Here is a 13,610-nt window from a genome sequence, read left to right on the forward strand (position 1 = left end):
CCTCAGCCCGCTGCCGCGCCGACGAGGTCGTAGGTGCGGGGGACGAGACGGGTCGTCGCGCGGGGGCTGACGGTCAGGCCGAGGCCGAGCTCGCGGAGCACCGCGACCACGCCGGTGACGTGCAGGGATCCGTGCCGCTCCAGCACCAGGTGCACGCGCCCGTTCGACCGCTCGGCGTGGTGCAGCCCGAGGATCGTCGTCGACACGGTGGTGTGCAGCGGGAAGCGGTTGCGGGCGACCTCGTCGTCGGCGTGCTCCAGGATCACCAGGTCCGCGCCGCCCAGCCCGGCGCGCAGCCCGTCGACCTGCCAGTGCGCGGGGGCGTCGAGGCCGCCCGTGACGTGCCGGGACCGGTTGGCCGACGAGATCGCGAGCGGCTCGCCGCCGACGGCCGCGGACGCGGCGGCGAGGAACGTCTGCGACGGGCACGCGTCTCCCGGCACGATGACCTGCGTCGTCGTCGTGTCCCCGTCCGTCGCCGTCAGGCCCGCCGGGACATGACCGGCGGCGGGACCGCGGAACCCGAACGGGCCCAGCGCGGTGAACGCGTCGACGACGTCCCGCACCAACGCCGGGGACACCCCGGGCGGCAGCGCGGAGAGGTCGAACGCGTCCAGGACGTGGCCGGCCGGTGCGGTGACGCTGCCCGTCTGGTCGAGCGGCCGGCCCTTGAGCGCGTTGACCTGCCGGACGTCGACACCGCGGGACGTCAGCGCGTAGATGCCGGCGAAGCCGTGCGCGACGGGCGTGCCGGCGGCGAGCAGGGCGGCTGCGGCGAGCGCGTCGGCGGGACGGTCGAGGACGAGGCGCGCTGGGGCGTCGGACATGGTGGTTCCTCCCGGGGTCACCACCAAGGACTGCCGAGCCGGGCTCTGGATACGCCGCGCGGTGTCACAGAACCTCCTCGACCGGTGTCTTGTGCTCGACACCGTTCACCAGGAGGAGACATGACCAGCACCCCCCGCGTCCCGGCGCTCGAGATCACCGGCCTGTACGGGACCGTCGTGAAGACGTTCAGCAAGAAGATGTTCGGCAAGGTGCCGGAGTCGCTCGGCGTGCTGTGGCACAGCCCCGCCGTCCTGAAGTTCTCCGTGGGCCTGGGCCAGAAGTCGTCGAGATGGCACGAGTGCGACGAGGACCTGAAGTCCTACGCGCACATGGCCGCGGCCTCCCTCATCGGCTGCTCGTGGTGCCTGGACCTCGGCTACTTCCAGGCGCACAACGAGGGGCTCGACCTCACCAAGGCCCGCGAGGTGCCGCGGTGGCGGGAGTCCGACGTGTTCACCCCGCTGGAGCGGGACGTCCTGGAGTACGCGGAGGCGATGTCGCAGACGCCCCCGACCGTCACCGACGCGCTCTCGGCCCGCCTGCTGGACCAGCTCGGTGCGCCGGCGCTGGTCGAGCTGACGTCCTGGGTGGCCCTGGCGAACCTGTACGCGCGGACGAACTTCGCCCTCGGCATCGAGTCCGAGGGGTTCGCGGCGTCGTGCGGCCTGCCGCCGCTGTCGCAGCCGAGCCGCGTAGCGTCGCAGGCATGACCGACGACCCGTTCGTCGCGCACCGCAGCCTGCTGTTCACGGTCGCCTACGAGATGCTCGGCTCCGCCGCCGACGCCGAGGACGTCGTGCAGGAGACGTGGCTGCGGTGGGCGGACCTGGGCGAGGACGGCCGTGCCGAGGTCCGCGACGGGCGGGCGTACCTGGTCCGGATCGTCACCCGGCAGTCGCTCAACCGGATGCGCACGCTGGCTCGTCGACGCGAGGACTACGTCGGGGAGTGGCTGCCCGAGCCGCTGCTGACCAGCCCCGACGTGGCCGACGACGTGGAGCTGGTGGACAGCGTCTCGTTCGCGATGCTCACCGTCCTGGAGACCCTCGACCCGACGGGCCGCGCGGTCTTCGTGCTGCGCGAGGTCTTCGACGTGCCGTACGACGAGATCGCGGAGGCGGTCGGCAAGTCGCCGGCCGCCGTGCGTCAGATCGCCCACCGCTCACGGGAGCACGTCGCCGCGCGGCGACCGCGTCAGCGGGTGAGCCGGGCCGAGCAGTCGGCGGTCGTCGAACGGTTCCTCGCGGCGGTCCGCGGCGGGGACCTGCAGGGTCTGCTCGACGTGCTCGCGCCGGACGTGGTCGTCGTGGCCGACGGCGGTGGGGTGGTGTCCGCCGCCCTGCACCCGATCGTCGGGTCCGACAAGGTCGCGGCGTTCCTCAGCGGGCTGGCCCGGCTGACCGTCGACTTCACGACGACACCGATGTGGCTCAACGGTGCTCCGGCGGCGCGCGTCGACCTCGGCGGGGAGCTCAACACGGCGATGAGCCTGGTGGTCGAGGACGGCCGGATCACGCGCATCTACGCCGTCCGCAACCCGCACAAGATGGCTCGGCTCGACGAGGAGACGACCCTCAGCCGGTGAACCTCAGCCGGTTCCCTCTCCCGACCCCGGAGTCAGTTCGCTCTGCAGGGCGTTCAGGTCCGCGACCATCGCCTCGACGCGCACGCGCTCCGTCGCGGCTGCCGCCTCGGCGGCCTCGACCGCCGCGTACCGGACGGGCAGGGCCGCCTCGTCGCGGGCCAGCAGCGCAGCGGCGGCGGCGAGCGTCTCGTCGGCGGGCGCCATCGGCAGGACCGTGCCGTCCCACCAGACCCACGACAGCTGCAGCCGCTGACGCTGCGACGCCGACATCGCGGCGACCTCGGCGACCTTGGCGTCGTACGACTCGCGATAGAACGTCACGTTCGCCTCGGCACCGCTGACCTCCGCGAGCTCGTCGGCGTTCGCGTACTCCTGGGCGACGAGAGCGTCGGACGCGGCGTCGACCGCGGCCCCCATCTCGTCGAGCACCGCCAACCAGCCCGTGTGCACCGCGACCAGCGCGGCCCGGTCGGCGATGAAGCGGGCGTAGACGGCTTCGAGCTGCGGGTCCAGGCCGCCGGCGACCCACACCTGCGTCCCGACGTACGCGAAGAGCTCCGTCGGCCGGCTCTCGGCATGACCCCCGACGGATCCGGCGATCTGCGCATGCACCTTGTCGTCGGCGGGGAGGGACGCCACCACGGTCTCGAGCAGCGCGGCCAGCCGGGTCTGCTCGGCGACGTCGAGGCGGTTCCAGGCCGCGTGCAGGGTCTCGTGCGCCACGGTCTCGACGACGAAGCCGTGCAGCCGCGGGTCCGCCGGTGCGTAGACGATGATCGCGTTGGTGTCGGCGCGGAAGCAGCCGACGGCGCCGGCGGTGCGCACGCTCGGGGACACGCCGGCGTCGCGGCACCGTCCGGCGAACGCCTCGGCACCGAGGAGCTCCGTGCGCGCCCCGAAGAGCAGCTCGCGTCCCTCGGCCGACAGGTGGGCGGCATCCGCGAGCGCGACCACGTCCGCGGCCGGCGGCGCGGCTGCGGGCTGCACCATCCCCGGCAACGCGGAGACGACCTCGTCGGGGAGGGCCGGTGCACCGCTCGTCCACCACCATGTCCCGGCGGCGACGACGGCGACCACGCCGACGACCAGCCCGAGCCGGCGCCGCCGACGCGGCACCGGGACGAAGACGACGGACAGGTCCTGGCCGGGGCCGGCCCACTCGTCGACGACCCACGCGGGCGTGCGGCCGGTGGGCGAGCGCGGCAGGTCGTCGGGTGGGGGATACACCTTGTGACCATCGGGCGACGGGGACCCGAACTGGAGCGGGCCCGTCATGCCACGTGCGCCTCGAGCAGGGTCGACACCATCGGGCGAGTATCCCCTCAGTGCTGGGCCCCGACGGACATCACCTCCCAGGCGAACCCGTCCGGGTCCGTGAACGCACCGGCGTCGCCGACGATCGTGAGCCGGTGCGAGCCGGTGCCCTCGGGCGGCACGCCCGCGTCCTTGGCGAGCGCCTTGCGCTTCAGCAGCCCGAGCGTGACCGGGCCGGTCCCGGCGTCGAACTCGACGTACTTGCCGAAGCCCTTCGCGACCGTCAACCCGTGCTCGACGTAGAACCGCTTGCTGGCCCCGACGTCCTCGGCCCCGAGCAGCAGCACGACCTGGTCGAACGTCGTCGTGGCGGGACCGGTGTCCTTCTTGGCCGGGGTCACCACCTTCCAGATCGTGCCGTCCGGGGACTGCAGGACGCCGCCGACGCCCCACATCGACTTCTGGACGGGCTTGATCGTGGTCGCGCCCGCGGCGACGGCGTTGTCGAACACCGCGTGGACGTCGGCGGGCTGGGCCACGATCAGCGACAGGTGGAAGGCCCGGAAGCCGGTCGTCGGCTCGTCCGAGGCGCGCACCCGCACCGGGAGGTCCGGGCCGAAGGCGGCGGAGTGGAAGCGTTCGGCGGCCGCAGGGTCGGCCGCCCCGATGATCAGGGAGTCGATGGTTGTCATGCCCACGACGCTAGGCGCGGCCCCGCCGCCGGGGCTTCTCGATTCCTGCTCGATCGGCGCACCCGCGGCGACGGTGGCATCGTGGATCGACATGGCCGTGATCCTGGACATCACCATCTCGCTGGACGGCTTCGTGACCGGCCCCGACGACGCGGTCCAGGCCCTGCACGAGTGGGCGGTCGGCGACGACCGCACCGAGCAGGATGTCGAGCAGCTCGCCACTCTCACCGCCGCGACCGGGGCGGTCGTCATGGGCCGCCACACGTTCGACGTGGTCGACGGGCCGGACGGCTGGAACGAGGACATGCACTACGGGGCCGACCAGGGCGACGTGCCCCCGCCGTGCTTCGTCGTCACCCACCGTCCGCCCGAGCACGTGCGGCTCACCGACCGGATGACGATCGTCACGACGGGCCTGCGTGACGCCCTCGACCAGGCGACGGCCGCCGCGGGGGACAAGGACGTGTTCATCATGGGCGGCGGCGAGCTCGGGGGGTCGGCACTGCGCGACGGGGTCGTCGACAAGCTGCACCTGCACGTCGCGCCGGTGCTGCTCGGCGCCGGCACCGGGCTGTTCGAGGGTTCGCGCGTGACCCTGCGGATCGACGAGGCCGCGACGGTCGTCACGCGCAACGCGGCGCACCTGTACTACGACGTCGTTCGGTGACAGGCGGGTGTCGGCGCCGCGTGGAAACGTGGACGGCATGGAGATCACACGTCTGCAACCGGCCGGTCTCGTGCGGAGCCCGGCGTTCAGCCATGTCGCCGTCGTGCCCGCGGGCGCGACGACCATCTACGTCGGCGGCCAGAACGGCGTCGACGAGTCCGGCACGGTCGTCTCGGACGACGTCGCGGAGCAGTCGGTCCGCACGATCGACAACGTGAGCACCGCGCTCGAGGCGGCAGGCGCGACGCTGGCCGACGTCGTGCAGTGGACGGTGTTCATCGCGGAGGGGGCCGACCTCGGTGCGGCCTACGGGGCGATCGGGCCTCGGCTCGCCGGCTCCGGAGCACCGCCGTTGGTGACGGCCGCGGTGGTGAGCGCGCTGGGCGTGCCGGGGGCGCTCCTCGAGGTGAGCGCGATCGCGGCGGTCCTGCGCGACTAGCGCCCCTCGACCACCTGCTTGAGCAACGCGAGGTCAGCCGTCACGAGAGCGGTGTCGCGCTCGAAGTCGGCGTCGGACATGGTCGGCGTGCGCCGCAACGCGAAGACCACCTCGCACCCGTCGCCGTCGGCGATGACCCGCACGGGCATGTACACCGTCTCCCCCGTGGGCGTCCGCACCACGTGGTCGAGGACGCCGTACTCGTTCTGCGGGGCGAACGTCAGACCGACGCGCCCCTGGGACGTCTCCACGAACCAGCCGTCGCCGTCGCGGCCGATCGCGCTGCCCAGGCCGGGCGCCCACCGGGGCAGGTTCTGCGGGTCAGAGGCGAACGCGTACACCTCGGCCAGCGGGCGGTCGATGAACACGCTCAGGTGCCGGGACTCCGTCATCCGGCGATCGTGCCACCGCCCGCCGACAGGGTCGCGGTTGACCCATACGAGAGCCCCCGTCGCACCTGGTGCGGCGGGGGCCCCCGTACGTCAGCGGATGGTCAGTCGGACCCCTTCGTCGGGACGACCTCGCTGCCGTCCTCGATGTAGGTGTTGTTGCGCCAGAAGAACGTCGGCGACTCCAGCGTCGACTCCGAGATGAGCACGTGCGGGGTGTTGCCGGCCTTGGAGATCCGGTTGCCGACGACGAGGAACAGGCCGCTCGCAGCGATGACGCCCTTGCCGTTCTGCGAGGTGTTCAGGGTCGAGCCGGTGTCCGGGTTGCCGTAGAGCCAGTTGAAGCCGATGAGGATGTCGCCGTAGGTGCCGGACTGCTGCTGGATCAGCTGCGCGGACGTCCGGCCGCCCTTGAGCGAGCTGCCGAACAGCACGTACGAGTCCAGGGCACCCGACGCCTGCGAGCCGTCGTTGTGGGTGATGCCGTCCGACTGGTTCGGGTCGTCGAACGTCGCCAGGTCCTCGATCAGAGTGCCGAGGATGGCGACCTTCTTGGCCGGGTTCGAGCCCGACCCGTGCGGCTGGGCACCGTCGACCACACCCCGGATGAGGCACCGGTACAGGGTGCAGTTGCCACCCTTGAACCCGTAGATCTCGTGCGACTGGTACGTCGGGCGAGCCTCGCAGTGCTCGATCCGGCCGGCCTGCACCGCGCCGTCGCGGATGTCGAACAGCGGCCAGATCGCGTTGCGGACCATCGGGTCGGTCTCGCCGCCGGGCGGGACACCGCCCTCGACGATGCTGTCGCGCAGGATCCAGTCGGTGGCGTCCGGGTTGAACTGCCCGGTGATGATCAGCCGGTCGACGACGTCGCCGTCCGAGAGGTTGTCGAAGCTGCCCGCATAGTTCACCAGCGACGTCTCCGGGACCCGGGGCCCGGTGACGGCCGACGGGGTGTACTGCCCTTCCTTCGTCGGTTCGGTGCGCCCGAGGACGAAGCCTTCCTCGGGCGGCTCGGGCTCGTCGCCGACGAACTCGACGCTCGCCTCGAAGGTCCCCCGGACCTTGTAGGTGTTCCCTGGAATGATCTCGATCGGCCCCTGTGTCATGGTCGGACACTCCCACCAGAGCGGAGTGTCCGGAAAGTTCCGTCTCGTCCTGAATGTGACAGTTGTCCAGTCTGCCCCTGACAGTGCAGCGGAAGACCCCTGTCCTCAGTCCTGGGGGACCAGCCGGAGAGTCACAGCGACGACGTCGGGCCCGACGACGGTGTTCACGATCCCCGGCCCGTACCGGTCGTACTTGGCGTGATAGGCGGCGTCGATCGCGGCGTGCGCGTCTGGCGCCGGGGCGACGAACGTGACGTCCTGATCCAGCCCCGCGACCTGGATCCGGCCGGTGCCCGAGGCCTGGGCGCGACGGAACCAGCCGTTGCCCGGGCCGTACGCGGAGCGGATGTAGACGTCGTCCCCGACGCGCACCACCCAGATGACGACGAACGGACGCAGCGTGCCGTCGGGCCGGTACGACGAGACCCGCAGCTCGTCGGCGGAGCCGATCCTGCTCAGTGCGTCGCTGGTCCAGGCGTTCATCGGTCGGCCTCCTCGTCCGAACGGGATGATCTCCATGGCTCCATGGAACCTCGCGGCCGGTGATCGCGGGAGTCCCTGCCGTCACAGGTACTGGCAGGACCTCCCACGCCGGCGGGAGCGGTCGTACGGTCGACGGCATGGACAACCGCGACGAGGTACGGGACTTCCTCGCCTCACGCCGGGCGAAGCTCACGCCGGCGCAGGCGGGCCTCACCGCGTACGGCGCCAACCGGCGCGTGCCGGGGCTGCGTCGCGAGGAGGTCGCGATGCTCGCGGGCGTCTCGGCCGACTACTACGTGCGGCTGGAGCGCGGGAACCTGGCGGGCGCGTCCGACTCGATCCTCGAGGCCATCGCCGGGGCGCTGCAGCTCGACGAGGCGGAGCGTCAGCACCTGGTCGACCTGGCCCGCGCCGCGGGAGCGCGTCCGGCCCGTACGCGTCGGCGTCCGGCGCCGGCGGTGCCGGTCAGCGTGCAGGTGATGCTCGACGCGATGACGGGTGCTCCGGCCGCGGTCCGCAACGACCGTCTCGACATCCTGGCGACGAACGCCCTCGGACGTGCGCTGTACGCACCCCTGTTCACCGGTCCGTCCGCACGCGAGGGGCGGCCCGCCAACCACGCGCGGTTCGCGTTCCTCGACCCCGCCGCGCACGACTTCTGGGTCGACTGGGACAAGGCCGCCAACGACACGGTCGGCATCCTGCGGACCGAGGCGGGCAGGTCACCGAACGACCCGGACCTGCACGACCTCGTCGGCGAGCTGTCCACGCGCAGCGAGGAGTTCCGTACCCGGTGGGCCCGCCACGACGTGCACCAGCACCGCGGCGGGGCCAAGCAGATCAACCACCCCGTCGTCGGGCGCCTCGACCTCATGTACGACCTGCTCCCCATCGCCCAGGCACCCGGCCTGTCGATGCTCGTCTACACCGCCGCGCCCGGGACGCCGTCCGCGGACGCGTTGCAGGTGCTGGCCAGCTGGGCGGCGACCACGCCCGTCCCCACCTCCTGAGAGGCACTCCCATGCACACACGCACGCTCGGACAAGGGCTCGAGGTCTCGGCTGTCGGCCTCGGCGCGATGGGGATGTCGATGAGCTACGGGCCCAACCCGGGCTCGCGCGAGGACATGATCGCCGTGCTGCGCGGCGCCGTCGACCTCGGGGTCACGCTCGTCGACACCGCCGAGGTGTACGGCCCGTACGTGAACGAGGAGCTCGTCGGCGAGGCCCTGGCGCCCGTGCGGGACCGGGTGGTCATCGCGACCAAGTTCGGCTGGAACATCGTCGACGGGACGATGCAGGGCACCGACAGCCGCCCCGAGCAGATCCGCCGGGTCGCGGACGCGTCCCTGCAGCGGCTGGGCACCGACGTGATCGACCTCTTCTACCAGCACCGCGTCGACCCGGCGGTGCCCATCGAGGACGTCGCCGGGACCGTCGGTGAGCTCGTCGCCGCCGGGAAGGTCCGGCACTTCGGGCTCTCCGAGGCGGGGGCCGCCACGATCCGTCGCGCCCACGCGGTACACCCGGTGACGGCCGTGCAGTCCGAGTACTCGCTGTGGACCCGTGACCCGGAGCCCGAGGTGCTGCCGACGCTCGCCGAGCTCGGGATCGGCTTCGTACCGTTCAGCCCGCTGGGCAAGGGGTTCCTGACGGGCACGGTCGACTCGTCGACCACCTTCGCCGAGGGCGACATCCGCAACCGCGTGCCGCGGTTCACCGCGGAGAACCGCGACGCCAACACCGCCCTGGTCGAGCGCGTGCGGTCCCTCGCCGACGGTCGCGGTGCGACGCCGGGCCAGATCGCGCTCGCCTGGCTGCTCGCGCAGCAGCCCTGGATCGTGCCGATCCCGGGCACCCGCCGGATCGAGCGCGTCCGGGAGAACGCCGGCGCGACCGCCGTGGCCCTGTCCGCCGACGAGCGCGCGGAGCTCGACGGGCTCGCGTCGAGCGTGGGCGTCGCGGGCAACCGCTACGACGACAACGGGATGGCGATGGTCGGGCTCTGACCCGTCAGAGCGGCAGCGGGCGGTCCTCGACGACCGAGCGCATGACGAGCGTGGAGCTGACCCGCTGGACGCCGGGCAGGCCGGAGAGCTGCTCGTCGTAGACGCGCTGGTAGTCGCTCAGGTCCCGGGCGACCACCCGCAGCAGGTAGTCGGGGTCCCCGAACAGGCGCTGGGCCAGGAGGACGTTCGGGATCTCGGCGACGGCCGTCTCGAACGTCTCGATGGACGTGCGGGTGGCCTCGCGCATGGTGACGAACACGAGCGCCTCGAACGTCAGGCCGAGCGCTGCCGGGGCGATCCGCGCGTGGTAGCCGGTGATGACGCCCGACTGCTCCAGGGCACGCAGCCGGCGGTGGCACGGCGAGACACTGAGCTGGACGCGTTCGGCCAGGTCGGTGAGCGTCTGGCGGCCGTCGCGCTGGAGCTCGGCAAGGATCTGTCGGTCGATCGCATCCATGCGGTGGATCCTTCCACGATCGACGTCGCGTCGCGAAGAAGTCGGAACCACCTTCCGCGCGTTCCGCCATAGCCTTCCCCGCATGGAGATGTCCGACGTGCTGGGGTTCTGGGTGGTGTCCGTCGTGTTCGTCGTCGCCCCGGGCTCCGACTGGGCGTACGCCATCAGCGCAGGGCTGCGCGGGCGGGTGGCCCTCCCCGCGGTCGGCGGGATGCTCGCCGGGCACCTCGCGGCGACGGTGCTGGTGGCTGCCGGCGTGGGGGCGCTGGTCGCCGGCGCCCCCGGGCTGCTCGGCGCACTGACGCTCGTCGGCGGCGCCTACCTGCTGTGGCTCGGGTTCACGACCTTCACGCGACCGGCGTCGCCCCACGTCGACGACGTCGCCGAGTCGTCCCGCGCGCGGTGGCTGTGGAGAGGGTTCGGGGTCAGCGGCCTGAACCCGAAGGTGCTCCTGCTGATCCTCGCGCTGCTGCCCCAGTTCACCTCGACGTCCGCGCCGTGGCCGGTCTGGGCGCAGATCCTGGTGCTCGGCGTGATCCACCTGACCACCTGCGCCGTCGTCTACCTGACGGTCGCCCTGACCGCGCAGCGCGTGCTGTCCGCCCGCCCGGCGGCCGCCCGCATCGTGTCGCGCACGTCGGCGGTCGTGATGACCGGGCTCGGCGTCGCCCTGATCGTCGAGCAGGCCCTGGTCTGACCCGCGAAGATGCGCACATGGACGCACCGGCACTGTTCCAGGACCTGACCACCGCGCACGTGGCCGACGCGTGCCTGCGCCTCGGCGTCACCGTCCGGTGCGCCCCGCCGGCGCTGCGCCCGGTGTGGGCCGGCAGCCACGTCGTCGGGCGGGCCCGGCCGGTGCGGCACGTCGGCAGCGTCGACGTGTTCCTCGAGGCGCTCGGGCATGCCGAGCCCGGCGACGTGCTCGTCGTGGACAACGAGGGCCGCACCGACGAGGCCTGCGTCGGCGACCTCGTCGCGCTCGAGGTCGCGCGCGCCGGGCTGGTCGGGATCGTCATCTGGGGGCTGCACCGCGACACCGCGCAGCTGCGCACCATCGGCCTGCCCGTCCTCAGTCTGGGCTCCTGCCCGAACGGACCCGAGCGCCTGGACCCGCAGGCCGCGGACGCGCTGGCCTGGGCCGGGTGCGGCCCGCACATCGTCACCGGCGACGACGTCGTGCTCGCCGACGACGACGGTGTGGTGTTCGTGCCGGCCGACCGGGCGGCGGAGGTGGCCGCCGTCGCCGCCCGGATCCGGGACACCGAGGAACGCCAGGCAGAGCGCATGCAGACCGGGACGACGTTGCGCGAGCAGACCCGGTTCGAGGAGTACCTCGCCGCCCGCGAGCGCGACGGCGTGACCTTCCGCCAGCACCTGCGCTCACTCGACGCGGCGATCGAGGAGTGAGCGCGGTGGCCTGACGCGCACCGTCCTGCACGACACCCACGGCCCGCTCGGCGTCGTCAGCCGGTCACCGAGGGTCCAGCCGCGTCCGTCGTGAGGACGACCAGCTGCTGGGTGGCACGGGTCATCGCGACGTAACGGTCGACGGCGCCCTCGATGCCGGTGCCGAACGACTCGGGGTCGACGAGGACCACGAGGTCGAACTCGAGCCCCTTGGCCAGCTCCGGGGTCAGCGACCGGACTCGGGGCGCCCCGGCGAAGGTCGGGTCGCCGATCACGCAGGCGGTGCCGGTGACGTGCTCGTCGAGGATCGCTGCCAGCTCCGACCGCGATCCGTGTCTGACCGGGACGCCGGTGCTCCGGACGGACGTCGGCACGTTGGCGTCCGGGAGCGCCGCGCGGATCACCGGCTCCGCCTCCGCCATGACCTCCTTCGGCGTCCGGTAGTTGATGCTCAGCGACGCCAGCCCGACCTGCTGCAGCCCGATCCTCGCCAGCCGCTCCTGCCACGACTCGGCGAACCCGTGCCGGGCCTGCGCACGGTCACCGACGACGGTGAGGCTCCGCGACGGGCAGCGGCGCAGCAGCATCTGCCACTCCGCGTCGGTCAGCTCCTGCGCCTCGTCCACGACGACGTGCGCGAACGGGCCCGCGAGCGCGTCCGGGTCCACCGCCGGCAGGGCGCTCTCGTCGACGAGCTTGTCGCGCAGGTCGTCCCCGCGGAGCATCGACATGAGCTTCAGCTCGGAGTCGTCGGTGGCGATGAGGTCGTCGACGATCGTGTCCATGTACGCGCGCTCGGCGGCGAGCGTGGCCTCGTGGCGGCGCCGGCGGCGGGACGCCCCGGGGTCGCCGAGGCGCTGCCGGGCGGCGTCGAGGAGCGGCAGGTCGGAGACGGTCCACGCCTGCGCGTCGGCGCGCTGCAGCGTGCGGATCTCGTCGAGCGTCAGCCCGGGGGCGCAGAGCCGCAGGTAGGCGGGGACGGTCCACAGGTCGCCGACGAGGTCGGTCGGTTCCAGGAGCGGCCACGCGCGGTCGAGCGTGGCGTTCAGCTCCTTGTTGCCCAGCAGAGCGCGGTGGATCTGATCCCGATCGACCTCGTCGTCGTCGAGCTTGTCCACGAGGATCTCCAGCAGCGCGTCCCGGACCTGGTCGCGCGCCTCGTTGTGCGGCGTGCCCGGCTCGGGCGCCTCGAAGGCCTCCGCCCAGTCGTCGGCGCTGACCCACACGTCGAACCAGGACGTCTCGACCTCCATGCCGTCGGTCGGCGGCCGCTCGTAGAACCGGACGGCCGGCTCGATCGCCCGGACCATCTCCACCGACGCCTTGAGCCGTGCCACCTCCGGGTCGGGCTCGACCACGGCGGCGGCACCCTCCGCGACGAGGTCCCGCAGCGTGCACGTCTGGACACCCTCCTCGCCGAGGCTGGGCAGGACGTCGCCGACGTAGTCGAGGTACGGCTGGTGCGGGCCGACGAACAGCACGCCACCGCGGCGGTGACCGAGGCGCGGGTCGGAGTACAGGAGGTAGGCCGTGCGGTGCAGGGCGACGACGGTCTTGCCGGTGCCGGGACCACCGTCGACGACGAGCGCACCCGCCGACCCGGCGCGGATGATCGCGTCCTGGTCCGCCTGGATGGTGCCCAGCACGTCGCGCATCCGCTCGGACCGCTGCGTGCCCAGGCTCGCGATGAACGCGGACTGGTCGTCGAGCGCCGCGCTGCTGCGCAGCCCCTCCGCGGTGAAGACCTCGTCCCAGTAGTCGCTGACCCGACCGCCCGTCCAGCGGTATCGCCGCCGGCACACCAGCCCCATCGGGTTCGCGTGCGTCGCCCCGAAGAACGGCTCCGCCGCGGGCGACCGCCAGTCCAGCAGCAGCCGACGGCCCGCACTGTCCGTCAGGCCGAGCCGCCCGACGTAGACGGTCTCGCCGCCCTCGGCGACCGTCCGCCCCAGGCACAGGTCGAGGCCGAACCGGCGCAGCGTCCGCAGGCGCGAGCTCAGCCGGTGGATCTCCTGGTCCCGCTCCAGTGCCGCCGTTCCCCCGCGCCCGGGCGCCTTGCGTGCCCCGTCGAGGCGGTCGGAGAGCTCGGCGATCGACTGCTCCAGGGTCTCCGCGACGGCCGCGAAGTGCTGCTCGTCCGGCGCGATCGAGGCCGGGTCCGCCTTGGCGGCGAGGTCGTCGGGAAGGTCGAACGCACGGGTGGACACAGGGGTCACGTCGTCATCAGCTCCGAACGGGGGGTGCCAGGCCCGGGACGCGACCCGGGCACGGTCGGAGATTCTGCGCCGC

The 13,610-nt window shown here is 72.7% G+C and carries 16 protein-coding genes; 8 read left to right on the top strand and 8 right to left on the bottom strand.

The annotated features are described in order from the left end of the window. Positions 1-2: 2 nt before the first annotated feature. On the bottom strand, positions 3-827 hold the full coding sequence (locus ASD16_RS17135) for a hypothetical protein (RefSeq protein ID WP_055920235.1): 825 nt from the start codon (positions 825-827) through the stop codon (positions 3-5). A 120-nt stretch (positions 828-947) separates the two neighbouring features. Between ASD16_RS17135 and ASD16_RS17140 the strand changes: the two genes are divergently transcribed. Further along, a complete protein-coding gene (locus tag ASD16_RS17140; protein ID WP_055920239.1) occupies positions 948-1,538 on the top strand; it encodes a carboxymuconolactone decarboxylase family protein in 591 nt (196 codons plus the stop codon). Further along, entirely contained in the window at positions 1,535-2,413 is an 879-nt protein-coding gene (locus ASD16_RS17145; protein ID WP_055920241.1) for an RNA polymerase sigma-70 factor, read from the top strand. The genes ASD16_RS17140 and ASD16_RS17145 overlap by 4 nt, the downstream gene beginning before the upstream one ends. A 3-nt stretch (positions 2,414-2,416) precedes the next feature. Here the strand turns inward: ASD16_RS17145 and ASD16_RS17150 are convergent, their stop codons facing one another. Both ASD16_RS17150 and ASD16_RS17155 read right to left on the bottom strand, forming a co-directional pair. After that, on the bottom strand, positions 2,417-3,640 hold the full coding sequence (locus ASD16_RS17150) for a hypothetical protein (RefSeq protein ID WP_157453982.1): 1,224 nt from the start codon (positions 3,638-3,640) through the stop codon (positions 2,417-2,419). A gap of 95 nt (positions 3,641-3,735) precedes the next feature. Continuing rightward, positions 3,736-4,359: a VOC family protein gene (locus ASD16_RS17155; RefSeq protein WP_055920693.1), complete on the bottom strand. Its 624-nt coding sequence runs from the start codon at positions 4,357-4,359 to the stop codon at positions 3,736-3,738. On the opposite strand from ASD16_RS17155, the gene ASD16_RS17160 reads away from it, so the two are divergent. After that, positions 4,358-5,026 (top strand): dihydrofolate reductase family protein, encoded by a 669-nt coding sequence (locus ASD16_RS17160; RefSeq protein ID WP_200942979.1) that lies wholly within the window; start codon positions 4,358-4,360, stop codon positions 5,024-5,026. The two genes, ASD16_RS17155 and ASD16_RS17160, sit on opposite strands and share 2 nt — an antisense overlap. Before the next feature lie 37 nt (positions 5,027-5,063). Further along, positions 5,064-5,465 (top strand): RidA family protein, encoded by a 402-nt coding sequence (locus tag ASD16_RS17165; protein ID WP_055920248.1) that lies wholly within the window; start codon positions 5,064-5,066, stop codon positions 5,463-5,465. Here ASD16_RS17165 and ASD16_RS17170 read toward each other — a convergent pair. The 3 genes from ASD16_RS17170 to ASD16_RS17180 form a co-directional block, all read right to left on the bottom strand. Then, the gene (locus tag ASD16_RS17170) at positions 5,462-5,857 is read right to left on the bottom strand and encodes an SRPBCC family protein (RefSeq protein ID WP_055920251.1); all 396 of its coding nucleotides are present in this window, start codon (positions 5,855-5,857) and stop codon (positions 5,462-5,464) included. The two genes, ASD16_RS17165 and ASD16_RS17170, sit on opposite strands and share 4 nt — an antisense overlap. 101 nt (positions 5,858-5,958) lie before the next feature. After that, positions 5,959-6,963, bottom strand: coding sequence for a hypothetical protein (locus tag ASD16_RS17175; RefSeq protein WP_055920254.1), 1,005 nt, complete (start codon positions 6,961-6,963; stop codon positions 5,959-5,961). A 105-nt stretch (positions 6,964-7,068) separates the two neighbouring features. Then, entirely contained in the window at positions 7,069-7,446 is a 378-nt protein-coding gene (locus ASD16_RS17180; RefSeq protein WP_055920696.1) for a DUF2255 family protein, read from the bottom strand. A 137-nt stretch (positions 7,447-7,583) separates the two neighbouring features. On the opposite strand from ASD16_RS17180, the gene ASD16_RS17185 reads away from it, so the two are divergent. Together ASD16_RS17185 and ASD16_RS17190 are read left to right on the top strand one after the other, a co-directional pair. Continuing rightward, the gene (locus ASD16_RS17185) at positions 7,584-8,456 is read left to right on the top strand and encodes a helix-turn-helix transcriptional regulator (RefSeq protein ID WP_055920256.1); all 873 of its coding nucleotides are present in this window, start codon (positions 7,584-7,586) and stop codon (positions 8,454-8,456) included. An 11-nt stretch (positions 8,457-8,467) separates the two neighbouring features. Beyond that, the gene (locus tag ASD16_RS17190; protein ID WP_055920259.1) at positions 8,468-9,454 is read left to right on the top strand and encodes an aldo/keto reductase; all 987 of its coding nucleotides are present in this window, start codon (positions 8,468-8,470) and stop codon (positions 9,452-9,454) included. A gap of 4 nt (positions 9,455-9,458) precedes the next feature. On the opposite strand, the gene ASD16_RS17195 is transcribed toward ASD16_RS17190, so the two are convergent. Next, entirely contained in the window at positions 9,459-9,911 is a 453-nt protein-coding gene (locus ASD16_RS17195; protein ID WP_055920262.1) for an Lrp/AsnC family transcriptional regulator, read from the bottom strand. An 82-nt stretch (positions 9,912-9,993) separates the two neighbouring features. Here ASD16_RS17195 and ASD16_RS17200 point away from each other — a divergent pair, with 82 nt between their 5' ends. Then, complete coding sequence (locus tag ASD16_RS17200) at positions 9,994-10,608, top strand: LysE family translocator (protein ID WP_055920264.1); 615 nt, start codon at positions 9,994-9,996, stop codon at positions 10,606-10,608. 17 nt (positions 10,609-10,625) lie between these two features. After that, complete coding sequence (locus ASD16_RS17205; RefSeq protein ID WP_055920266.1) at positions 10,626-11,321, top strand: RraA family protein; 696 nt, start codon at positions 10,626-10,628, stop codon at positions 11,319-11,321. 56 nt (positions 11,322-11,377) lie between these two features. On the opposite strand, the gene helR is transcribed toward ASD16_RS17205, so the two are convergent. Then, positions 11,378-13,537, bottom strand: a complete 2,160-nt coding sequence (helR, locus tag ASD16_RS17210) for an RNA polymerase recycling motor ATPase HelR (protein WP_055920268.1) — start codon at positions 13,535-13,537, stop codon at positions 11,378-11,380. Between the last annotated feature and the right edge of the window lie 73 nt (positions 13,538-13,610).

It is taken from the genome of Cellulomonas sp. Root485 (assembly GCF_001426705.1).
In the GTDB taxonomy this organism is placed as follows: Bacteria; Actinomycetota; Actinomycetes; order Actinomycetales; family Cellulomonadaceae; genus Cellulomonas.